This window comes from Thalassospira sp. GB04J01 (assembly GCF_000751115.1).
GTDB classification, from domain to species: domain Bacteria; phylum Pseudomonadota; class Alphaproteobacteria; order Rhodospirillales; family Thalassospiraceae; genus Thalassospira; species Thalassospira lucentensis.
In genome coordinates, this window is the sequence record NZ_CCDX020000010.1 from 113,265 (window position 1) to 135,926 (window position 22,662).

The 22,662-nt window shown below is 52.9% G+C and carries 18 protein-coding genes and 1 pseudogene; 3 read left to right on the plus strand and 16 right to left on the minus strand.

Going from position 1 to position 22,662, the window contains the following annotated elements:
* The 7 genes from iolD to AMM48_RS10010 form a co-directional block, all read right to left on the minus strand.
* On the minus strand, positions 1–1,830 hold the full coding sequence (gene iolD / locus AMM48_RS09980) for a 3D-(3,5/4)-trihydroxycyclohexane-1,2-dione acylhydrolase (decyclizing) (protein ID WP_102783899.1): 1,830 nt from the start codon (positions 1,828–1,830) through the stop codon (positions 1–3).
* Positions 1,827–3,740, minus strand: coding sequence for a 5-dehydro-2-deoxygluconokinase (iolC, locus tag AMM48_RS09985; protein WP_102783900.1), 1,914 nt, complete (start codon positions 3,738–3,740; stop codon positions 1,827–1,829). Before iolC ends, iolD begins: the two co-directional genes overlap by 4 nt.
* Positions 3,740–4,519, minus strand: coding sequence for an ATP-binding cassette domain-containing protein (locus tag AMM48_RS09990; protein ID WP_022734420.1), 780 nt, complete (start codon positions 4,517–4,519; stop codon positions 3,740–3,742). Before AMM48_RS09990 ends, iolC begins: the two co-directional genes overlap by 1 nt.
* The gene (locus AMM48_RS09995) at positions 4,519–5,616 is read right to left on the minus strand and encodes an ABC transporter permease (RefSeq protein WP_022734419.1); all 1,098 of its coding nucleotides are present in this window, start codon (positions 5,614–5,616) and stop codon (positions 4,519–4,521) included. Before AMM48_RS09995 ends, AMM48_RS09990 begins: the two co-directional genes overlap by 1 nt.
* Positions 5,617–5,690: 74 nt before the next feature.
* Positions 5,691–6,632: a sugar ABC transporter substrate-binding protein gene (locus tag AMM48_RS10000; protein WP_102783901.1), complete on the minus strand. Its 942-nt coding sequence runs from the start codon at positions 6,630–6,632 to the stop codon at positions 5,691–5,693.
* A 426-nt stretch (positions 6,633–7,058) separates the two neighbouring features.
* Positions 7,059–8,063, minus strand: a complete 1,005-nt coding sequence (iolG, locus tag AMM48_RS10005; protein ID WP_102784032.1) for an inositol 2-dehydrogenase — start codon at positions 8,061–8,063, stop codon at positions 7,059–7,061.
* Positions 8,064–8,195: 132 nt separating this feature from the next.
* Positions 8,196–9,026 (minus strand): MurR/RpiR family transcriptional regulator, encoded by an 831-nt coding sequence (locus AMM48_RS10010; RefSeq protein WP_101299497.1) that lies wholly within the window; start codon positions 9,024–9,026, stop codon positions 8,196–8,198.
* A 107-nt stretch (positions 9,027–9,133) separates the two neighbouring features.
* Here AMM48_RS10010 and AMM48_RS10015 point away from each other — a divergent pair, with 107 nt between their 5' ends.
* Positions 9,134–10,261, plus strand: coding sequence for a Gfo/Idh/MocA family oxidoreductase (locus tag AMM48_RS10015; RefSeq protein WP_102783902.1), 1,128 nt, complete (start codon positions 9,134–9,136; stop codon positions 10,259–10,261).
* A 488-nt stretch (positions 10,262–10,749) separates the two neighbouring features.
* On the opposite strand, the gene AMM48_RS10020 is transcribed toward AMM48_RS10015, so the two are convergent.
* The 6 genes from AMM48_RS10020 to AMM48_RS10045 all read right to left on the minus strand — a co-directional run bounded on the left by AMM48_RS10020 (position 10,750) and on the right by AMM48_RS10045 (position 18,173).
* Positions 10,750–12,033: a DUF4147 domain-containing protein gene (locus AMM48_RS10020; protein WP_102783903.1), complete on the minus strand. Its 1,284-nt coding sequence runs from the start codon at positions 12,031–12,033 to the stop codon at positions 10,750–10,752.
* Positions 12,034–12,068: 35 nt separating this feature from the next.
* Entirely contained in the window at positions 12,069–13,349 is a 1,281-nt protein-coding gene (locus AMM48_RS10025) for a TRAP transporter large permease (RefSeq protein ID WP_022731352.1), read from the minus strand.
* Entirely contained in the window at positions 13,346–13,846 is a 501-nt protein-coding gene (locus AMM48_RS10030) for a TRAP transporter small permease (protein WP_022731351.1), read from the minus strand. Before AMM48_RS10030 ends, AMM48_RS10025 begins: the two co-directional genes overlap by 4 nt.
* A 69-nt stretch (positions 13,847–13,915) precedes the next feature.
* A complete protein-coding gene (locus tag AMM48_RS10035) occupies positions 13,916–14,884 on the minus strand; it encodes a TRAP transporter substrate-binding protein (protein WP_022731350.1) in 969 nt (322 codons plus the stop codon).
* A 179-nt stretch (positions 14,885–15,063) separates the two neighbouring features.
* The gene (locus tag AMM48_RS10040) at positions 15,064–17,136 is read right to left on the minus strand and encodes an alpha-amylase family protein (RefSeq protein ID WP_102783904.1); all 2,073 of its coding nucleotides are present in this window, start codon (positions 17,134–17,136) and stop codon (positions 15,064–15,066) included.
* Between the two features lie 155 nt (positions 17,137–17,291).
* Positions 17,292–18,173 (minus strand): 2-hydroxy-3-oxopropionate reductase, encoded by an 882-nt coding sequence (locus tag AMM48_RS10045; RefSeq protein WP_022731348.1) that lies wholly within the window; start codon positions 18,171–18,173, stop codon positions 17,292–17,294.
* Between the two features lie 272 nt (positions 18,174–18,445).
* Here AMM48_RS10045 and AMM48_RS10050 point away from each other — a divergent pair, with 272 nt between their 5' ends.
* Positions 18,446–19,141 (plus strand): FadR/GntR family transcriptional regulator, encoded by a 696-nt coding sequence (locus AMM48_RS10050; protein ID WP_022731347.1) that lies wholly within the window; start codon positions 18,446–18,448, stop codon positions 19,139–19,141.
* A gap of 69 nt (positions 19,142–19,210) precedes the next feature.
* Positions 19,211–19,678, plus strand: coding sequence for an FCD domain-containing protein (locus tag AMM48_RS10055; RefSeq protein ID WP_102783905.1), 468 nt, complete (start codon positions 19,211–19,213; stop codon positions 19,676–19,678).
* Positions 19,679–19,770: 92 nt separating this feature from the next.
* Here AMM48_RS10055 and AMM48_RS10060 read toward each other — a convergent pair.
* From AMM48_RS10060 to AMM48_RS10070, 3 genes and pseudogenes are all read right to left on the minus strand, one after another.
* Positions 19,771–20,654, minus strand: a pseudogene (locus AMM48_RS10060) (2-hydroxy-3-oxopropionate reductase).
* A 61-nt stretch (positions 20,655–20,715) separates the two neighbouring features.
* The gene (locus AMM48_RS10065) at positions 20,716–21,708 is read right to left on the minus strand and encodes a D-2-hydroxyacid dehydrogenase (RefSeq protein WP_102783906.1); all 993 of its coding nucleotides are present in this window, start codon (positions 21,706–21,708) and stop codon (positions 20,716–20,718) included.
* A 208-nt stretch (positions 21,709–21,916) separates the two neighbouring features.
* Positions 21,917–22,636, minus strand: a complete 720-nt coding sequence (locus AMM48_RS10070; RefSeq protein ID WP_102783907.1) for a GntR family transcriptional regulator — start codon at positions 22,634–22,636, stop codon at positions 21,917–21,919.
* Between the last annotated feature and the right edge of the window lie 26 nt (positions 22,637–22,662).

The window sequence follows — 22,662 nt, forward strand, 5'->3', positions numbered from 1 at the left end:
CTAGTCTCCGGGGCGCTGGTTTTTCAGCGCAGCTTCGTAATTTTTGCGGACTTCGTTCACCGTCGGGCGCACCGAAACTTCTGGCACGGCAACATCCCACCAATGGCCACCGGCCTCGGTGCTGGGCAATGGATCGGTATCAATTACAATCGCATAGGATCGATCGGCCTTACGCGCACGTCCCATGGCTTCTTCAAGCTCTGTAACGGATGAAACCTTTTCGGCAATCGCCCCCATCGCACCGGCATGAGCGGTGAAATCAATGGCGGACGGTTCAACATGGCGCGCGGTATCAAGAAGGTTATTAAAGCTTTCCCCGCCGGTCGCCATTTGCAACCGGTTGATACAACCAAAACCGCGGTTATCAAGGATTACCGTAATGATCTTGTGGCCCAGCATCACACTGGTCGCCAGTTCGGAATTCATCATCATGTAGGACCCATCTCCCACCATGACGACAACTTCACGATCCGGACGCGCCATCTTCACGCCAAGGCCACCGGCAATCTCATAGCCCATGCAAGAAAAGCCATATTCAACGTGATAGCCATTCGGCTTGGCCGATTTCCAAAGCTTGTGCAACTCGCCGGGAAGCCCGCCGGCGGCACAGACCACAATCGCATCTTCATCGGTACTGCGCTGAACCGCACCGATCACCTGCGCATCGGTTGGCAACGCATTGCCGGTTGGCAGGGCTGTGACATCATCAACTGCCTCAATCCAGCTTTTCTTAAGCGCCGGATCAACGCTACGTGCTTGATGCTCGCCCAGCGCGTTGCTGAGTTCAGCCAGTGTTACCTTGGCATCGCCAACAACCGAAATTGCATCATGTTTTCGGGCGTCATAGGCCGCAACATTAATCGACAGAATGCGATGGTTCGGTCCTTTAAACAGCGCCCAGCTTCCCGTCGTAAAATCCTGAAGGCGCGTGCCCAACGCAATGATCAGGTCCGCCTCTTCGGCAACGGCATTGGCACTACTTGCCCCGGTGACACCGATGGACCCAAGGTTGAGTGCGTCATCCCACGCCAAGGCGGATTTTCCCGCCTGAGTTTCAGCCACGGGGATATTATGACGATGGGCAAAGTCGCGCAGATCATCACATGCATCGGCATAATGCACGCCACCACCGGCAATGATCAGTGGCTTTTTTGCCGCCTTGATCGCCGCAATCGCGGCGTCAATCTGGTCAAGATCTGCACGCGGGCGCACCTGTTTCCATGTTTTTTGCACAAAGAAGTTTTCTGGCCAATCATAGGCTTCTGCCTGAACATCCTGACAGAACGCCAATGTGACCGGACCACACTCCACCGGATCAGTCAGTACAGCCATCGCACGTGGCAATGCGGTCAAAAGCTGTTCCGGGCGGGTGATCCGGTCAAAGTAACGACTGACAGGTTTAAAGCAGTCATTGGCCGAAATCGTACCATCGCCAAAATCTTCTATCTGCTGCAAAACCGGGTCAGGTGCGCGATTGGCAAACACATCACCGGGCACAAGAAGAACCGGCAAACGGTTCACATGCGCCAGTGCCGCAGCGGTCACCATATTGGTCGCCCCCGGCCCGATAGAGGTCGTCACCGTCATCGCACGTTTGCGATTGGATGCCTTGGCATAGGCAATGGCGGCATGCGCCATGCCCTGCTCGTTATGACCGCGCCATGTCGGAAACTCATCGCCAATACCGTGCAAGGCCTCGCCAAGCCCGGCGACATTGCCATGCCCGAAAATGGCCCAGCACCCACCAAAGAAGGGATCGCCATCACAGTTCATCTGACAACTAAGGTACCGCACCATTGCTTGGGCGGCGGTTAATCGAACGGTTTTCATGCCGCTCCTCCCGATTTTTTGCGCGCTGCGTCCCAGGTATCACACAGGGCGCGATATTTATTTGCCATTGAGACAACGGCATCTTCGTCCGTGATCGTACCGCTTAACCATTCGCGTGCAACACCGGCAAAGATGGTCCGCCCAACGGCAAAGCCCTTGACCATGTCATACCGTGCCGCAACTTCGAAGCTTTCGACAAGCTCTGCCTCTGGTGCTTCAAGGCCCAGTACCACAATACCCCGACAATAAGGATCATTTTTGGCAATGGCATCACAGGCATTGCGCCATGCCCCATCCGATTTCATCGGCTCAAGCTTCCACCAGTCGGGATAAACCCCGATATCGTAGAAACGTTCAATCACCTTGGCCGTGGTTTCATCATCGCAGTCGCGTACTTTCGACGGAATGACTTCCAGCAGGAATTCCAGCCCGTTGGCCCGTGCTGCATCGGCAAGGCGGACAATGGTTTCTTCCTGATCGGTCTTGGTCTGTGCGTCGTCATCGGGATGATAAAAACACAGGACCTTAACCACATGCTCGACCGGCCATTCTGCAAGCTTGGTACCAAGATCCGGTCCAATTTCAAGCTGCAAGGGCCGCGATCCCGGCACTTCGACCGGACGTCCAATCCAAAGCTCGGTTCCCGCGGCCGCATAAAGCGCATCACGACCCAATCTACGATCACACAGAATGCCGTATCCAGCCTTATCACCAGATACCGTTCGCGCCGCACGAAGGCAAAGTTCCTTGAACGGTCCAATGCGGTCACGGGTAACTTTTAGCTCATCAGCCAAATCTTCAAGCTGCATGCGATGGTCAAAGGCAAAGACCCGCATTTCCGGCCATGTGCCGGTTCGGTTGGTTGACCAGTGGATTTGTTCAAGCTCTGCGTCATTGCGCAGTTCCGGGGTTTTCATTCCACGATCAAAGAAGAATTGAAGTTCTTCCCAACTCGGGTAGGCAGGCGTACAGCCATGGCGAGACACCGCAAACGCCCCACATGCATTGGCGTATTTAAGTGACGTTTGCCAATCCTGATCGGTTAGCCAGCCTTTGAGCAGACCCGACATAAAGCCGTCACCCGCGCCAAGGACGTTAAAGACATCAACCGCAAACCCCGGCCCCGAAATCCCATCATCAAGGTTCGTACCGATTTTGTCGGCAAAGGCCACCGCCCCCATCGGACCGCGCTTACACACAAGGGTCGCCTTCGAGATACCCCGAACATTCTCAAGTGCCTTTAGGGTGTTTGTCGTTCCCCCGGCAATGTGGAATTCTTCCTCGGTCCCTACGATCAGATCAAACAAATGCAGGGTTGCCTGCAATTCCTTGGTCACCGTGTCCGACGCAATGAAACGGTTTTCACCATCCCCATGTCCCGACAGCCCCCAAAGATTGGGACGGTAATCAATATCAAGGGCCGTTTTCGCACCACCATCGCGCGCCAGTTTTACCGCCTTAAGCACCGCAGCACGGGTTTTGGGATGCGATAGATGCGTTCCCGTAACCGTGACACAGCGTGCATCCGAAATGAAATCAGGATCGATATCCTCTTCGCAGAGCGCCATGTCCGCACAGTTTTCGCGATAGAAAATCAACGGAAACTGTTCCTGATCGCGCACCCCAAGCAACACAAGTGCGCTCAGACGTTCCGGGTCGGTGACCACACCACGGACATCAACGCCTTCAGCGACAAGCTTCTCGCGGATAAACCGGCCCATATGCTCATCCCCAACACGGGTGATCAGCGCGGATTTAAGCCCCAAACGCGCCGTACCACATGCCATATTGGTCGGGGACCCGCCGATATATTTGTTGAACGACACCATGTCCTCCAGACGCCCGCCAATCTGGGCCCCATAAAGGTCAACCGACGACCGTCCGATCGTGATGACATCAAGCCGCTTCATCAAACTGTCCCTCCGAGCGACCCTTCGAGCTGGGCAAGCTCCTGTCCGCCAGCCATCATATCCTGCAGTTCTTCTGGCTTTATTTCGCCGCGCTTTGCCGTGCCATGGGTTTGGCCACGGTTCAACACGGTAAATCTGTCACCCACAGCCATTGCATGACGCACGTTATGGGTAATGAAAATCACCCCGATCCCGGACTTGCGCACCCGATCAATGGTCGCCAGAACATTCGATGTCTGACGCACACCAAGGGCGGATGTCGGCTCATCAAGGATCAGGACCTTGGCCCCGAAATGAACCGCACGCGCAATTGCAACCGTCTGGCGCTCGCCGCCTGAAAGGGTCCCAACTGCTTGTTCTGGCTCACGCAGGTTAATCCCCATGGATGACATTTCATCCATGGTAACCTTGTTGGCGTGTTTGAAATCGATCCATTTGAACGGGCCAAAACTTTTGCGCGGCTCACGTCCCATCCAGAAATTGCGCGTAACCGACATAAGCGGGATCATTGCCAAATCCTGATAGACCGTGGCAATCCCGGCTTCCATCGCATCCCGCGGGCTGGAAAATGCGACATCCTGACCGCTAACCCGCATCACACCCTTGGTCGGTTTGTGAACCCCCGACATGGTTTTGATAAAGGTCGATTTCCCGGCACCGTTGTCGCCCAGAAGACAATGACACTCCCCTTCCATGACATTGAAGGAAACACCTCCAAGGGCGATGACAGGACCAAAATGTTTTTCGATATTGTCCATTTCAATCAAAGGCGTGCTCATCACCGTTCTCCCGTAATCATGCGGCGGATATAAGTATTCATGATGACAGCAAAGATCAGGATACCCCCAAGGAATACGCGGAAAAGCGAGCTTTCAGCACCAGCAAAGAACAGGCCCTGCTGAACCACACCAAAGATCAGCGCGCCTAGTGCCGCCCCGATCACAGAGCCATATCCACCGGTCAGAAGTGCTCCGCCAATGACCACACAAATGATGGCTTCAAATTCCTTGAGCAAACCACGGTCTGCTGCGGCTGAGCCGAATTCCATCACCTGACAGGTGGCAAACACAGTCGCGCAAAAGGCCGTAAACATGAACATCAGGATTTTAACCCGGTTTACCGGAACACCGACATAACGTGCTGCCTGCGCATCACCACCCGATGCAAAAATCCAGTTCCCGAAGCGGGTTTTGGTCAAAAGCCAGTGACCAAAAATAACAAGCCCAAGCGCCCAGACAACCAGCATCGGAATACCATCAACCACCGGCTGGCCCATGCGCGATCCACGGGTAAAGGTCTCGATCACACCAATATCGCCCAACCACTGGAAGAACCCCTTGAAGATCACACCGCCAAACAACCATGCCAACGGGTCGCCTTCGGCTGCTTCTTTCACGCCACCAATAATGGTCTGGCGGGTCGTCAAAATGGAAAGCCAGATGGTCAGTCCGCGCAGAATATACAAAAATGCCAGTGTTACGATGAAACTGGGCAGGCCGGTTTTGATGACAAGGAACCCGTTGAGCGCCCCAATTGCCATGCACACAACAAATGCTGCAATGATCGAAAGCCACACCGGCAAGCCCCATTGCACCGACAAAATGGCAATGACCACACCGGCAAAGCCGATCATGGAACCGACGGAAAGATCAAATTCGCCTGCAATCATCAACAGGCAGGCACCGACCGCAATGATCGCGAACTGCGCGGAAACAACGCCCCAGTTCTGAACACCTTCGGCGGAAAACATGCCGCTATCACCGGCAATCATAAAGAAGAAAACAAAGACCAGAATCGTACCGCAGATCGCTCCGAGTTCGGGCCTGATCATGGCACGGCGAATGGCTGAGACTTGCTTGATCCGCTCGTCCGACATGGCATTACTCTTTTAACTGATAGAAGGGGTGGCCAGGGGCGGCCAAACTGGCACACCCCTGACGGGAGGGAGGTTTAACGATATTCGCCGGCGTATTTTTCGACCTGCGCAATATTGTCCTTGGTGATGAAACCCGGACCCGAGTTGATATGACCGGACGGCAGAACGCCGTAACGGGCATAGTTGGTCAGAATGACGACCGGCAGGTAGCCCTGCAGATACGGCTGCTGATCAATCGCAAAGTCGATTTCGCCCGCTTTGATCGCATCGGCAATCTCGGATGAAAGATCGAATGTGCCAAACATGATTTCGCCAGCCAGACCGCTATCACGAAGGGCTGCCAAGGTGGGATGGGCGGAATTCGGACCAAGGGTCAGAACTGCATCAACATCCTGATGGGAATTCAGATATGCGCTGACCTTGTTTTTGACTTCCGACGGATCCTGACCGCTATCGATCATCTGGCTGCCAAGCTCAACACCAAGGGCATCGGCAAAGCCACGGCAACGTTCGACAGACGCAGGGTTGGTGATGTAGTGGTTCACACAGACAAAGCTTTTCGCACCAGCTGCGGCTGCGCGCTTGCCTGCGCCAAAACCGGCATCATATTCTGGCTGACCGACATGCATCAGTGCGCCGAGTTCTTCGGACTGTTCCTGAGTACCAGAGTTAATCGTGATAACCGGAATGCCCTTATCAACAGCATCTTTAACCGGCCCCTGAAGGACGTTAAAGTCTGCGATGGTCACAATGATGCCATCCGGATTGGTTGCACTGGCCTGTTCGACAATACGTGCCATGTCGGCCAGATCGCCGGTCGGTGGATTGCGATATTCAACTTCGACATTCATCTGGTCACCGGCGACCTGAATGGCATTCTTGATCACGTTCCACCAGCTATCTGAATCCGGTGCGTGGCTGATCAGAACAAATTTTTCATTTTCTGCGGATGCAGTCCCGGTCAAACCGGCAAATGCAAATGCTGCTGCCGCAACGGCAGTAAGCGCCTTTTTCATGAGTGCCTCCCTAGTGGCTGATAACGTTGGGGTTATCCCATTAGATTTATATGATTTCCCGGCAATCGGTCGTCTTAATGCGTCCTTCTTGCCCATGACGGTGTGGGTCGAACCCGATTCTTGAAACCGGTAATAGAATTTTTGTTCTATTTTTATGTAAGATCAACATTTTTTTTCTATTGCGCTGCAAAATCGCGATATTTCGAACGCAGCGCACGGCTCTAAATCTCCGATAACCGCCACTTAAATACCCTGCAAAATTCTGCGACGGCACCCTCTGTAGAGAAGGCCGAAAACGCTACAAACTCACGAATTCACGTGCTTTCTGAACGACTCGAATGCCGGGGATAGCTCCGCCAAAACAAAACCGGCACAACCTGATGGCTGTGCCGGTGAAAAATCAAACCACTTAGGCACCTTTTGAAATCAGACCGGGATTTCCTTTGCCACATCCACAGTCCGCCCTTCGCGTGCGGACAAGGCGGCGGCCTCGGCAACGATCAGCGCATTGATGCCATCCTGCAAGGTCACCGGAAGCTCGGTGTCCCCCTCAACACCTTCGATGAAGCTGTTCCATTCGATTTGATAGGCTTTGGCATAGCGCTCAAGGAAGAAATGCTCGGGCTTGGCTTTGGTCGCACCGGCACGGGTTATGATCTCGACCGTGTTTTCCAGAACATTGTGCGCAACCAGCAAGCCTTCCGATCCCAGAAATTCTATGCGCTGGTCATAGCCGTATGCAGCGCGGCGGCTGTTTTTAATCACCGCCATGCGCCCGCCGGAAAACTCAAGTGTGGTAATTGCCGTATCAAAATCACCAGCCTTGCCGATTTCCGGATCAACGATGCTTGAGCCGATTGCCGTAACTTTTTCCGGCAACTCGCCATAAATCCAGCACGCCATGTCAAAGTCATGGATCGCCATATCGCGAAAGATACCGCCCGAAACCTTTACATAGCTGACCGGTGGCGGGGCGGGATCGAACGATGTGATCGACAGTAATTCACCCTTGCCGATTTCACCCTTGTCGAACGCTGATTTCAGGCTGTTGAAATTGGGGTCAAAACGCCGGTTAAAGCCGACCATCACAGGCTTTCCGTGCGGCTTGCAGCGCGCAAGGCAATCAACCGCACGCCTAAGATCAAGATCAACCGGCTTTTCACACAGCACTGCCTTTCCTGCTGCGGTTGCCGCCTCCATCAGATCGGCATGGGTATCGGTCGATGTTGCGATCAAAACCGCATCAATCGCGGGATCAGCAATAATTTCTTCGCTGGTGCGCACCACCGCGCCATGTGCACGTGCAAGGTTCTGTGCGGCGTCATCAAATTTGTCAGACACGGCAACCAGATCACTTTGCGGATGGGCGACAATATTAACCGCATGGACCTGACCAATACGCCCTGCGCCCAGCAAACCTATTTTAAGCATTCCGTTTTCCTTCCCTTCGGCGGTGTCGCCATGGTCTTGCGGATGTCTTTTGCATCCGTTTTTGGTGACATGTATTCCATCAACACATGCCATGAATGGAATATTTATTCTGTTTTATAAAGTTTTCAATAATTATTTTCCATAAGCCAGTTTGTCACGTTTTGCCCCAACCGAAACCGCCAGCGCGATTGCCAATGAAATCGTTGCTGAAAGCGCCCTAAAGGCACCCACATCAACCTCGGAAACCGACAGCATCAGCGCGTCGGTTTTACGCATTGGTCCGCTTAACGCATCGCTGATTGCCACCACCTGACTGCCTATGTCATGGGCATAAGCCGCCAGATCAATCGTTTCCTGTGAATAGGGCGCAAAGGTAATCGCGATCACGACGTCGCCTGTGCGGATCGCATGCCGGGGATTAAGGTTCCCCACACCATCATGCAGCACCGCGGCGATGTCCATTTTCTCAAACGCATAGGACAGATAGCTCGCCACGGGAAAGGCACGACGAAATCCGACCACATGGATCATCGGGGCCGCCGCCAGCACATCGACCGCCTTTTCAAGGGTTTTCAGATCAACCGTTGAGGCGAGATTCTCAAGCGACAGACGCCCTGCCTCAACAAACTCGGCCAACAAGGCACTGGGACTGTCATCGCCGGTCGCGCGCAGGTTCTCAAGCCGGGTGGCATAATCAGGCCATTTCTGCGCATAGGTTTCGCGAAACATTTTCTGCATTTCAGAAAAGCCGGAAAACCCCATCAGTTGACAAAACCGCATGAAAGCCGATGGCTGCACCCCGGCCCCTATCGAAAGTTCAGCAACGGTCGACACCGCAATCCGGTCGGTATTTTGCGCAACGAATTCGGCACATTGGCGCAGCCTTTTGGGCATGGTTTCCGATATTTCAGCCAGCCGGTGATTGAATTCTTCAAGCGAAACGGGTGCGGTCTGATCACTCATGGCGTTTTGTTTTCCTGTCTTGATTCTGCTTGACGCACGTTGCGTTCCATGATCATCCATTAAATAGAACAAAAATTCTATTTTGGCTAGATGAGGAGTTCCAACAAATGAAATCGCTTGGCATTGGGTTGATTGGAACCGGTTTCATGGGCAAGGCCCACGCTTTGGCCTTTGGCGCAGCAAAGGCCGTCATGGGGGATGTTCCCGATTCTCATCTGGCTGTGTTGTGTGACACACCGGCTGACAAGGCCACGCAAATGGCAGACCAGTTCGGTTTTGCTCACGCAACCGATGACTGGAAATCTCTGGTTACCAATCCGGATGTCGATATTGTGTCGATCACCACCCCCAACACCCTGCATTTCGACATGGCAATTGCCGCAGTCAAGGCGGGCAAGCACGTCTACTGTGAAAAGCCACTGGCACTCACCCTTGATCAGGCCCGCGAAATGCGGGACACCGCCCGTGCGGCCGGGGTTAAAACCATGGTTGGCTATAACTACATCAAAAACCCCGCCTTCACCCACGCCTGCCGGTTGGTGCAAAGCGGTGAAATCGGCGACATCGTTCATTTTCGTGGCTGGGTGGATGAGGACTATCAGGCAGACCCGTCCCTGCCCTGGACATGGCGCGCAAAACTATCGGAGGCCGGGTTGGGGGCACTTGGTGATTTGGGCTGTCATCTTGTCTCGATGGCCTATGGCCTTGTTGGCCCGATTGAAAGCCTGATTGCCGACATGCAAACCGTCCATGCGACCCGTCCGCTGGCCGATGGCACCGGACGTGCCAATGTCGAAAACGAAGATACCGCCTCTGCACTGGTGCGCTTTGCCAATGGGGTTCAGGGCAGCCTTTCGACATCCCGTTCTGCCTGGGGACGTAAGAACCGTCTTGCATGGGAAGTACATGGTACCAAGGGCATGATCTGCTTTGATCAGGAACGCATGAACGAACTTCAAATCTACTGCAACACAGGCGATACATCACAGCTGGGCTTCACTACCATCCTGACCGGTCCGGAACACCCGCCCTATGGCCAGTTCTGTCCAGCACCGGGACATCAGCTTGGCTTTAATGACCTCAAAGTCATCGAAGCCACTGCCCTGCTCCGCGCCATCCGCGACAAGCATGCCGCCTACCCGGATTTCGACCACGCCTATGAGTTCGAAAAAACAATCCACGCCATCTCCCAATCCGCCCGAGATGGTCTGCGGGTGTCACTCTCGGATTTATAACCCCGAATTATGACAAACGGGTCGGTTGATCGGCGAGGAATGGAATTCTGTCGGGAGAAATGGTGTCCATGGGCAATAATCATATAATATGATTATTGCCCATTGTCGTGTGCCACAAAAGCTGACATTTGACTTCCCGTGAAATCAACAACTTAGCATTACAGAATGCCAGATAAGTTGTCATCGATTGTCACAAAAGATGACAAAAACCTGCAGAATTGACAGAAAAGCTGACATTTCTATTGCCCAGCTTCAAAACAGCTCCCGACGTTGATTGATTTCTTCATGTTCAACTTTGCTCAGCAGCTTGGAAGTCGCACCTATCGAAATAAAGACGAGCTCTTCGTTCATCTACTTGAGAAATTGAGAGTGGTCTCACGCAGACCTGCAATGCAGGGCAAATTTCGATAGGTATATGCTTCCTCGGGACCAACCGAACATCGCTGCCGGTCAAACAGTAGAAGAACAGGTAGATAAAACTACAATAATCAAGGAAGCAGAAGCACTTGAACGTCGGCCACGTTCGTGCCTGTTGCACCAGTGACCAGTAGATCATGTGCGCGGCTTAGCGCTTCATGGCTGTCATTGTTTCTGAGCAACGCATCAAGGTTCCCACCTGCGTCCGCGATCCGTTTCAGCGTGCCTTCGTCAACCAATGCGCCTGCCGCATCTGTCGGACCATCTCGTCCATCTGTCCCCCCCGAAAGGAACACCCAGTTATCTTGCAAGGTGTCTTTTGCTGCCAAGGCAAAGCGAAGCGCTAGTTCCTGGTTGCGTCCGCCGCGTCCCGATCCTTTGATCTGGACGGTTGTTTCTCCGCCGAAAATCAGGGCTACCGGCCCTTTGGCAGATCGCGCTGCAGCGATAACTTCCGTCGCTGCCCTTTCGACATCGCCAACAAGGGCATCACTAACAATGTGAGCGTCAAAACCTTTGGGGGCGGCAGCCAACATCGCTTCCAGACTTTGCCGGTTTGACCCGATCAGATGATTTGATGCCGTTGGCAGATCAATTATCGGCGCGCTCTTGACCAGATGATCGCGAATGCTGGCCGGGACTTTATCCCAAATCCCCAACGACTTCATAAGCGATACAGCCTGCTGGGGCGTTCCAATCGGTGCCACAGTAGGACCAGAAGCGATGGCCCGCAAATCGTCACCGATTACATCGGACAGCAGTAAAGCATGCACTTCGGCTGGCGCCGCAAACCGTAAAAGACCGCCCCCTTTAAGATCATCAACCTGCTGGCGAATCAGATTCATGTCGTTGATCGCAAGCCCGCTGGCAAGCAGCACGTCATTCAAGCTGCCGTAATCTTCGACAGAAATGCCACCGGCAGGCGCTATCATCAGCGATGACCCACCGCCTGAAATCAGCGCAACAACAACATCGCCCTCGCGTGACGCCTGTAAAAAATCAATGACGCAACGGCCAGCATGCGCGGAAGCTACATCGGGCACCGGATGCATCCCCGCTATGACCGTCGTGCCGACGAGGTCACACATGTTTTCCGGATTCGTCACGACAAGAGCATCATGTACATCAGGTATCGCGCTTTGCGCCGCCCGCATCATTGGAATAGCAGCCTTGCCAATCGCCAAAACAATGCACCGCCCCCCTTTTTTTGAGGGCAGCGGGCTTACTGCGAGTTGCCGGCGCACACCTTCTTCCGGATCGGCCCTTTTAACGGCAGCGGCAAACATGTCTTTGGCATGTTCCCGCAATTCTGCAATGCCCTGAGAGCCTAAGGTGCCTTGATCTGTGGTGTTCATTTTCTACCTTCATGTGTCTGGTACATCTCAACTGCCTAAGACCCGTTAATGAATTCCACCGGCCACAGTGAAACCGCGGGCACGTAGGTGATGATCATTAGGGCGGCAAAAACTGTCAGAACAAACCACAGCAATTGAGGGATAATTTTCTCAACCGGCAGCTTGGCAACAGCACAGGCCGCGAAAAGATTGACGCCCAATGGGGGCGTAATCATGCCAAGCGCAAGGTTAACCACAATGATCAGCCCGAAATGAACCGGGTCAACGCCATAAGACATTGCAACTGGTGTCAATATCGGAGCCAAAACCAATATCGCTGCTGCGGTCTCAATGAACATACCGACCACGAGAAGCAAGAGATTCACAGCCAGAAGGAACGAATATTTACTTTCAAACATCCCCTTGATTGAGCTGGCAATTTCATTGGGCAAGCCTGAACGGGCAATCAAAAATGAAAACAATGCCGCAGCCGAGATAATCAGCATGATTGCCGATGTTGCAATGACCGTCGACCTCAGGATCGGATAAAGGTTTTGCACCTTCAGTTCGCGATAGAACACCCCACCAACAACGAGTGCAGCCACCACAGCAGCAGCACTGGCTTCTGTTGGAGTGAAAACCCCGGAATAGATACCGCCAAGAATAACGAAGGGAACCAGAAGCGCTGGCATTGCCGAAAACAGAGCTTTCAGGAACCCTGGACGATCATCCTTGCCAAGCTTGCCGATCCCTCGAAGACGGCACAAAATCAGAACCAGTGCCATCAGTGATCCGGCGACCAGCATCCCTGGACCAAGCCCTGCAACGAACAAGTCACCAATCGATGTTTCGGTGGAAACACCGTAAAGAATGAGCGGAATGGAAGGGGGAATAAGAACCCCAAGCTCGGCGGAGCTGGCCTGGACGGAGGCCGCGAAAGGTGCAGGGTAGCCTTGCTTAACCATTGCAGGTATCAGGATCGCACCGATGGCAAAGGTCGTTGCAACCGAAGAGCCGGAAACGGACGCAAAAAGCATACATGTCAAAACACAGGAGGCAGCAAGACCACCCTGAATACCGCCAACAACTGATTTGGCGAGTTCAACCAGACGATAAGAAATGCCGCCCGCCGACATAAGGTTCCCGGCAAGAATAAACAGCGGGATCGCCATCAGGGGAAAACTGTCGAGACCGGCGAACATCCGTTGCGCCACAAGTAACAGCGGAAGGCGGCCATGGACCTCTATGCCGATAACCGACGCCAAACCGATTGAGATCGCGATCGGCACACCGACAACAAAGAAGATCAAAAGAGACAGAACAATTGCTGTATTCACTGGGCTTCCTCCCAATGATCAACGCAACCATGTTGAATAGCCCTGATTGCACTGCCCAGTGCCGACATCAAAATAAAGACAGATGCCGTCGGCAATGCCGCATAGGCCCAAGACATTGACAGATCGAGACCGGCAACCGTTTGGCGCGCAACGCGCCCGGTCATGGCCCAGCCTTGCCAAAACAGGATCGCAAAGAAGATGATGGTCAGCGCCGTGGCAACCAGATAAAGAGCAACACCAAACTTGCGCGGCAACACCCTCTGAACAAGATCGACGGCAATCATACCGCCCTCGCGGATCGCAGGGGCCACGCCCATAAATACCCCCCAAATCATAGCAAACCGTGTGATAACCTCCGTCCAGGTAGACGGGTGGCCAAAAATGAAACGGGTGGATACCTGATAAACTGCAAGCCCGGCTGCGATCAGCAAAAATGCAATGGCACACACAAGAGCGAACTGCGTCGCGGCCGTCTCGACACGCAAAAAAAGCTTCATCCGAACGTTTCTTCCAAAAAGAAAAAAGGACCAGCGCATGGCGCGCTGGTCCGGTCACAAAATCAGGCGTTATTTGACGGCCTTGATCCGCTCGATCATCTCAGAACCATATTGGTCTGTATAAACGGCGTAGGATGCTTCTTCTGCCAGTTTTGCAAACGGTGCCTTATCGACGTCAGTCAGAACCTCCATACCGTGTTCGCGCATCATGGCGACCCCGCTATCTTCAAGACGGTTGACCTCAGCGCGGTTCGCTTCAACCCCTGCCTTCGCTGCCTCGTAGAACCAACCTTTTTGTTCATCACTCAGCCCCTCGAACAAGGCAGGTGATGCAAGGAAAATGGCCGGTGAATAGACATGACCAGTCAGAGATGCGTATTTCTGCACTTCCCAGAACTTAGAAGCCGAGATCACGGTAACCGGGTTTTCCTGACCATCAACAACGCCTTGCTGCAGGGCACTAAACACTTCCGGAAATGCCATCGGTGTTGGCGCGGCCCCCATGCCCGAAAAGGCGGCCATATGGACTTTGTTCTCCATGGTGCGCAGCTTAAGACCATCCAGGTCACCGGGCGTTTTCACAGGATGAACATTGTTGGTAACATGACGAAAGCCATTTTCGGCCCATGCCAGGCCAACCAGATTATTCTCATCGACCTTTTTGAGTAATTCCTGACCGATCTCTCCATCAAGCACCTTGCGGGCATGATCATAGTCGCGGAACAGGAACGGTAGATCAAAGGCGTAAACTTCGGGAACGAAGTTGCCAAGCGGCCCGGTCGACACCATGGCCAGATCAACCGAGCCGATCTGCAGCCCTTCGATCAGGTCGCGCTCGCCGCCAAGCTGACCGGCAGGTGCCTGTATTCCGGTAAACTCACCACCAGAAAGCTCTTCAAGTTTGTCAAAGAATGCTTCGGCGCCAACGCCGAAATGCGAGGTCTCGGAAGTAATTGTGCCAAGGATAAGTTGCTGTGCGGCCTGCACTGGTGTGGAAAGCGCGAAGGCAATCGCCGCACCGATAATAAAGTGTTTCATCTTGTTTCCTCCACTGATGTCTATGCGAAAGTCTTGTTATGCTTGGGCGATGGCCCCGCTTTCGTCTAATAGACTTGGTTATGCGCCTGATCCTTTATGGATGGCGCGTTTCAAACAGTTGGTTCGCTGTTCTGGAAGTCATGCCCGTACCTAGCCGTCCGGGCATGACACCCCCTCTGTCATTGCGCTGCTTCGGGCAGCACGACGACCTCGTAAAGTCCAAGCTCAGGCAGCTCAAGCACGAGCGCGCCATCTTCAGTTTGGCCTTCAATTTCTTTATCCGACTTCAGAAGCCGCGCCGGACCGACACCATCCTTTATCCGCAGGACACCGCCCGAGATTGGCAAGTGCGGTCCAACGGATCGGGTTCGCATCCCGCTTTGATTGATCAAATGAATGACCAGGCCTGCATCCGACCGTCCAACGACAATTTCAACCTGATCTGGCAACTCAGCCGTGACCGTCGGGGTCGCAAGATCGGCAACACAATCGAGGAAGAAATCCCTGATTTCGGTCGTCCCGAATTCGCGATAGGTATGACCAATGGTCCACGGAAACTGGGTAACACTGCCACCATTGATCAACCGAACCGCAGCTGGGTGGTCGCTAAGGATATGGCCATAACACTTTTCGGGTGGGCCGAACGGCGCTTGCGGTGCAAGACGGCCCATCTTTTCGGCACGCGGCTTCCAAACGTAATTGGCATAGGTGCCGTAAACGGCCACCATACGCGGCGCAAAACAAAACGCATCAGATTGCGTTTGTTCAGCATCGGTCACGAATGTCGACCACAAGTCGGAACCGGTCAAAACATTACCAGCGCGCATGATAGCAGGGCCTGTGGCAAGTTCGCCTTCGCCCTCGTCGGTTATTGCACTGCCTCCGGTCAGCACAACATTCCCACCAGCCGCCACATAGGCGTCCAAAGCCGATGCCGTATCAGATCCAACCTGACCAAGGTCAGGTAAAATGATCATCTGGAACTGACTGAGACGACCTTCTTCAGCGATCTTGGAAATGCATTCGACTGCCACCACGTCAAACGGTAGATTACGCTCCGTCAAGCCAGAGAAAAGCCCCCGGAATTCAGACACACTTTGTGCATAACCTGGCTCAGCGCGGCGCACCGGATCAGGCCTAACCAGCGCAATATTTGAGGCGGGTCGAAGACCGCGATAAATTTCATGATGGTTGCGATGAAAGCACTGAATTTGGCCTGCCACAGGCAGGTTTGCATAGGGAATACGGCCCGGTGCACCCATGATATATGTCGACGGATTTCCGCCGCGCGCGATTGCCTGCAGCAAATATTGCGCGAACATTTCAGGCTGCTCGCCAGACATCCGATAGGGCATATCGATGAAAGATACCGAGTTCACCAACAGGGAAATCTCGGGCAGACCAGTCATATGTGCGCCGACATTCTCTGAGGTGTTATGGTGCCATGGCTCTCGCCCGAATGCGTTGTTTGCCTCGTAGTAGACAATCGGCGCACCGCGTTTGAGAACAAGCGCCGCATCCGGACGTCTGGCGCTGATATGGTCCGAGATCTTGGCACACAGTGTGGTTACGAGATCATTTGCAAAACTCAACCACTGCGCATAGTTCGGGCGCCCCGGACCATCGGGAAGCTCCTTGCCACCGGAGTATGTCGCAAAGCGCTCTCGGCAAACATTGCAACTGCAAACGCCGTGATAGACCCGGCTGTAATCCATTTCGGAAAAATCGAACCAGTTAAAAAAGAACCCATCAATCGGATAGCGATCAATGACCTCATCCAGAATGTCTAACGACCGGTTCTGATAATAATCACGGTTCGGACAGGTGCTATAAAGCGTGTTGTAAATCTGCGGCTCGCCCTTCGGCGATACAAACAACCACTCCGGATGTTCCTTGGCAATACGTGGGGATACCTTGGAAAAATCGAGGCGTGACAGGACTTTGATCCCGCGTCTCTTTGCAGCGGCAACAGCATCACCAATCAGATCTCCTGACGGTCGGTCTGCCAGAAAGGGATTGCGAGTCTGATAGGGCAGATCAGTCGGATAAAACGAAGAGATTCCGCCGGTATTAATCAGCCACGTCGTCGCACCCTGAGCCTCAATTCTATCAAGAGTCTGTTCAACATCCATAGTTGCGTCGATCTCTTGCAGATTGGTTTGGAACACAGAAAAGGGACGGCGCCACCACCCGTCTTCTCCGGTGAAAGATGTTCCACCAGATTTACGATCCCGCTCGTTTTCCCCTGACATCTTATTTTCCTTATATTTAGGCAGTTGCCGAGCATGGCGCAGCGACGCTTTCAGTGCCTCGACACCATGCTCAGCTATCACAGCTTGGTAAATTTGTAATAATTTGTCAACACTATCTATATCTTGATAATGCGCACTGCCTGATCACACGCCGACTATTCAGAATCTGAACCGGATATTGCGCCAAGCACCCGGAATAGTGCGGAATGGTCACTCTGCCCCTCGCCTTGTGCGATCGCGGCATTCATGATCTGAACCACACCAGCAGTATTCGGAAGCGCGACATTTAGCTGCCCCGCATTTGTCAGCGCGATATTCAAGTCTTTGCGGTGCAGGGCGATTTTGAAACCAGGGTCGAAGGTTTCATCAATCATCCGTTGTCCATGCAATTCGAGGATTCGCGACTGAGCAAAGCCGCCCAGCATGGCGTCACGAGCGACCTGCAGATCGACACCAGCCTTTTTCGCAAGAAGAAAGGCTTCGCTGACAGCTTGGATCGTCAGACCAACCACGATCTGGTTGGCAACCTTGACTGTTTGCCCTGCCCCTATATCGCCGACGTGAGTGATATTTTTCCCCATTGCCTCCAACACTGGACGTACAGAAGCCACCGCATCCCGGGTTCCACCAACCATGATCGAGAGAGTTCCTTCCCGTGCGCCAGTTTCGCCACCAGACACAGGAGCATCAACATATTGAGCACCAAGGGCATTGATTTTTGAGGCAAATTCCTTGGTTGCCAGCGGCGATATCGAACTCATATCAACCAAGATCGCGCCGGAACCAAGCGTGGAGGCAACCCCCCGATCGCCAAACAGAACCGAATCAACGTCTGGCGTATCTGGAACGATCAAAATAACGATTTCGCTTCCTTGCGTGACCTCTGCAGGCGTTTCGCAGGCAGTCGCACCGAGATCAACCAGATAACGCGACGCATCTTTTACCCGCGTAATCCGCAATTCGTGCCCCGCTTTGATCAAGCGCTCAGCCATTGGGCACCCCATAGTGCCAAGCCCGATGAAGCCAATTTTTGCCATGATAGTTTCCTCCGTCGTGATTATGATACGCGTATGCACTCCGGGATAACCGGATATCATTTTCGCCTGATTGGCCAAACGGAAGTAACAGATTTTTACAAATTTTCCAACTCGCTTGCGATAACAATGCAATTTTGCTAGCTTGGAAGCTGGTAAGGTCGGAAAAAATTGCACCGCCACACGCTGTTTTTAACGCTAGGGTCAAAGTGCCCAATGCTGTCTTTTCCGACGGGCGTGCTAAATGTCCAAAGCACCAGATTGGGAGGATAAACGTGACAGTTGATGAAGTCGCAGACAAGCTGTCTGACATTACGTACCGTGAAATGTTTGATCTCATCCGTAACGGAACTTGGGCAGAAAATTCACGTCTGCCTTCCGAAAACGAGATGGCACGTCAGTTCAACGTTTCGCGTCCGGTGATCCGACAAGCGCTTGCACGGCTCCGTACTGAGGGGCTTATTTTATCACGTCGCGGATCGGGTAGCTTCGTTACGCGAAAGCCGTCTTCAGACGTACAGTTTCCGGTAATTGCCAGTATTGCAGACATTGCTCCCTTTTCCAGCTTCCGCGAGGGTGTGGAGGGTGAGTCGGCAGCTCTTGCAGCTGAGCGCCGCACTGACAAGCAACTGGAAATGTTGCGCAGCGTATCGACCTGCCAGCCGGGAGATTCAATTGAGGATAGCGCAGGCAGAGATTTCAAATTTCATGTCGGCATTGCCGAGGCATCAGGCAACCCGTTCTACGTCAACACACTGCTGTCACTTCGTACACAAATACAATTATGTATGAATCTTACATGGAATATTGCGGCTTTCAGTTCCGACTTTAATAAAGCTGTAAATCACGAGCACCAGGAGATTTTTGACGCCATCGAAGCCAAAGACCCAGAGCGTGCACGCACCGCGATGCGTCACCATGTATGCTCGTCTCATAAGCGACTGATGGAAGGACAGACAGGAAAATCCTGACGAGATATGTCATCAGAGCAGCAAGATAGACAAAACCATACCGTGCATGGAAGTTTGGAGCATCGATAGATGAACCCGCGAAATTTTTGTTTCGAATACAGAATTGGCATTGAAGGTGAGGCCGCAGCGGCGGCAGCAAGATACCGCACCGAAACGGATATTGCGCGCCTGAAGAAAGCGATGTCCGACCTCGAAAAGCTCCACCAAGCGTCACAATTCTCCTTTGAAGTGGATTTCGAATTCCATCTCTCTGTCGCCCGTGCCACGCATAACAACTTTTTCCTAAGCTGTCTGGAAACTATGCTGCCAGAGATTCGCAGCGGCATGGTGCTTGCTATCGCCCCATCAGGTCTTTCAGCAGAAATGAAAGGCATGGCAATCCGCCAACAACACCTTGCCGTTTTTAATGCCATAGAAAGACACGATGATGCTGGGGCGCGCCATGCGATGCGTATGCATCTGTCTCGTTGCAGCCAATCAACCCGGCACTGGGACGGTGCAGGAACTGCGTTAGAACTTGACGAACAACCATACTGAAGCGCCTTAGCAAACGAACACTCTTATACTCTTGCCCCGCATATACGGGGATTTTGCCGCAAGCAGCGCTCACGGCAAAACCGAATTACTGATCAGGAATTCACCTGATGGGCGGCCATCGTTTCCAGAGCCCGTACGAGTGCCGAGTGATCTTCCTCTCCATGCCCCAATGCACCGCAGACATTGAACAGTTCCTGAACCAGTGATGTCGATGGGAGTGAGAGTTTGATACTTCTTGCGGCATCAAGGGCGTTGTTGATGTCTTTTTGATGCAGTGGAATGAGAAATCCTGGCTCGAAATTGCGGTCAATCATACGCTGACCATGCATTTCAAGGATCTTTGAGGATGAAAATCCACCCATCAATGCGCCACGCACCTTTGCCGGATCAGCCCCCGCTTTTGACGCGAACAGCAAACCTTCAGACACCGCATTGATGGTCAGTGCGACAATGATCTGATTGGCCAACTTTGGCCGTTTGCCCATCACCAACGCCCCCCCGACAAGATTAATGTTTTTGCCCATGACTTTAAGGACAGGTAGGACCTTGTCGAAATCCTCTTGCGTGCCACCAACCATGATGGAAAGGGTTGCAGATTTGGCACCGGCTTCACCGCCGGACACCGGCGCATTAAGATACGCACAGTTAAGGTCAGAAATACGGCTGGCGAATTCTTTGGTTGCAACCGGAGAAATCGAACTCATATCGATGACAGTTTTACCCGCATCAAGCCCCTGAGCCACGCCGCTCTTGCCAAACAGGACAGCCTCAACATAAGGCGTATCAGGCAACATCAGGATGATAATGTCCGATGCCTTGGCAACATCCTTTGCCGATTTGGCTTCCTGACCGCCCATTTCTACCAAATGACGGGATTTGTCTTTTACCCGATGAAGCTGAACGCTATGTCCTGCTGAAATCAGGTGCTAGGTATCGGTTGCCCCATTACACCCAAACCAATGAATCCGACATTCATTTTGATCCTACCTTTTTTACTATGTTTGATGTTTACCTGTCCGAACCGGTAGATCGTCGGTTCAGCTTTTCGACCACAGATCTTCCTGACTGATCTGATTAAGCATGCTCTCGCCGGCGCGGTAACGCTGCAGATTGTCGAGAATCATCTTCAATGAACGTTCCGAGCGATCTGGCAAAGAGGCTGTAAAATGCGGCGTGATAAGTACGTTCGGCATATCCCATAACTTATGCCCCTCTGGCAGCGGTTCCGGGGTCGTAACGTCGAGGCCTGCGCCGGCAATGCCGCCATTTTCAAGTGCGTCAATCAGTGCGGCCTGGTCGACAACCGGGCCGCGCGACAAATTGATCAACACGGCGGGTTTTTTCATTTTTGCCAGTTGTTTGGCCCCGATCATGTGATGCGTGGCATCCGAAAGGTTAATCACAAGCGCAACGATATCGGCCTGCTCAAGTATTTCATCAATCCCTTCGCCACGATCACTGCAATACATGCGATCCACGCCTTCGGGGGTCTCCTCATCACGGCGTCGATAGCCCAGGACATTCATGTTAAATGCCTTCGCCCGCACGGCCAGCGCCTTGCCAGTATGACCCATACCAATGATACCGATCGTGCGACCATACAGCGCACGCAGGTTTGACATTTCAGGAATCCGACGCCACTCATGGTGTTTCTGCGCTTCATAGAAATCCCGGTATCCTGAGCACAGCAAAAGCGCGAACATCATCACATGTTCGGCCAAAGCAGGTCCTGAGCGCCCTGCTGATCCTGTTACAGTCAGGCCCTTTTCAAAGACCTCGGGTTTGGCAGACTTGGTCAAACCGGCGTGATCACAGTGTATCCATTTAAGACAGGGGGCAGACAGAAACCGTTCGTCAAGGTCCCCTTTGAGAATGGCGACTTCGGCTTCGGCCAGGCCTGAAGCGACAGCTTCATCATCAGACGTATCGACCTTGATCAGTTTGCCAGGTGTAACCGCGGCTTCGAGACGCTCCCACTGGGATTGGTCAAACGGAAGATCGTGGGAGGCAAATGTGACAAAAGACGACATTACGGGCGTTATCCTGTGTGGTTGAAATGTGCATGGAGAGAGCAAGGAAATGCTGACGGATGAAGCAAGTCTCCAAGAGGAAATTTTACACACTATGATTATAAAATAGTGTACTATTTAAAAAAAGATCAAGTCACTGACCGCAACTTCCCAAACCAGAAAAGCGCGCAAAACCAATCGTCAAACTTGCGTGTTGTTGATTTTCGTCTCAGGCGGGCTTGTTTAGCCGCTTGCGGCGCAATCGATCCTGGAAGATGGTTTGAGCATTCCGAATATGCTCTTCGATCGCTTGTACCGCTTCGTCTGCCTCGCCTTTCTCGACGGCTTCCACAATACGCCAGTGCTCGGCGACAGACCGGCGCATTTGGGCAAGGTTCAGTGGTTCGGTTTTGGAAAGAGCCTGCAACCAGCTGTCATGTTTACGAATGATCGCAACGGCTTCACTGTTGAAGTGATGGTTAACCATGAGATCATGAAAATTGACGTTGGCCTTATGGTAAGCAGAATAATCACTGTTCTGAACCGCAGCCTCACAATCTTCCTGATAACGTCGCAGCTGAGCAATATCGTCAGGGGTTGCAAACTCAACAAATGAGCGAACAATATACGCCCAAAGAACAGCGCGTAGATCGAAGACGTTATGGAGTAAATCTTCGCTGATTTCCCGAACACTCGCTCCGCGGTTCGGCTCAATGGTAACAAGTCCTTCACCTTCAAGAACCTGAAGCGCCTCTCGTGCCGGGTTGGTACTGGTGCCAAATCGCTTGGCAATTTCCGACACCTTAAGCCGTGCTCCCGCAGTTACTCTACCATCGAAAATTTCCTCACGAATCAATTGCGCCAAGCGGCTGTAGCCCGGCTCACGCACCTTTTTGCTCCTTTGCCCTGTGATTGGGCTGGCCTGTTTTTTCCTGATCGCCTGATTCATCTAGTTCCTCTTGCTGGCACGGGCAC

Excerpts from the sequence above, each read along its gene's own strand:
- iolD (WP_102783899.1), bottom strand. The coding sequence starts at position 1,830 with ATGAAAACCGTTCGATTAACCGCCGCCCAAGCAATGGTGCGGTACCTT.
- AMM48_RS10035 (WP_022731350.1), bottom strand. The coding sequence starts at position 14,884 with ATGAAACACTTTATTATCGGTGCGGCGATTGCCTTCGCGCTTTCCACA.
- AMM48_RS10065 (WP_102783906.1), bottom strand. The coding sequence starts at position 21,708 with ATGTCGTCTTTTGTCACATTTGCCTCCCACGATCTTCCGTTTGACCAA.
- AMM48_RS10010 (WP_101299497.1), bottom strand. The coding sequence starts at position 9,026 with ATGAGTGATCAGACCGCACCCGTTTCGCTTGAAGAATTCAATCACCGG.
- AMM48_RS10020 (WP_102783903.1), bottom strand. The coding sequence starts at position 12,033 with ATGAACACCACAGATCAAGGCACCTTAGGCTCTCAGGGCATTGCAGAA.
- AMM48_RS09995 (WP_022734419.1), bottom strand. The coding sequence starts at position 5,616 with ATGTCGGACGAGCGGATCAAGCAAGTCTCAGCCATTCGCCGTGCCATG.
- AMM48_RS10040 (WP_102783904.1), bottom strand. The coding sequence starts at position 17,136 with ATGTCAGGGGAAAACGAGCGGGATCGTAAATCTGGTGGAACATCTTTC.
- AMM48_RS10000 (WP_102783901.1), bottom strand. The coding sequence starts at position 6,632 with ATGAAAAAGGCGCTTACTGCCGTTGCGGCAGCAGCATTTGCATTTGCC.
- AMM48_RS10045 (WP_022731348.1), bottom strand. The coding sequence starts at position 18,173 with ATGGCAAAAATTGGCTTCATCGGGCTTGGCACTATGGGGTGCCCAATG.
- AMM48_RS09990 (WP_022734420.1), bottom strand. The coding sequence starts at position 4,519 with ATGAGCACGCCTTTGATTGAAATGGACAATATCGAAAAACATTTTGGT.
- AMM48_RS10055 (WP_102783905.1), top strand. The coding sequence starts at position 19,211 with ATGAACCCGCGAAATTTTTGTTTCGAATACAGAATTGGCATTGAAGGT.
- iolC (WP_102783900.1), bottom strand. The coding sequence starts at position 3,740 with ATGAAGCGGCTTGATGTCATCACGATCGGACGGTCGTCGGTTGACCTT.
- AMM48_RS10070 (WP_102783907.1), bottom strand. The coding sequence starts at position 22,636 with ATGAATCAGGCGATCAGGAAAAAACAGGCCAGCCCAATCACAGGGCAA.
- AMM48_RS10030 (WP_022731351.1), bottom strand. The coding sequence starts at position 13,846 with ATGAAGCTTTTTTTGCGTGTCGAGACGGCCGCGACGCAGTTCGCTCTT.
- AMM48_RS10015 (WP_102783902.1), top strand. The coding sequence starts at position 9,134 with ATGAAATCGCTTGGCATTGGGTTGATTGGAACCGGTTTCATGGGCAAG.
- iolG (WP_102784032.1), bottom strand. The coding sequence starts at position 8,063 with ATGCTTAAAATAGGTTTGCTGGGCGCAGGGCGTATTGGTCAGGTCCAT.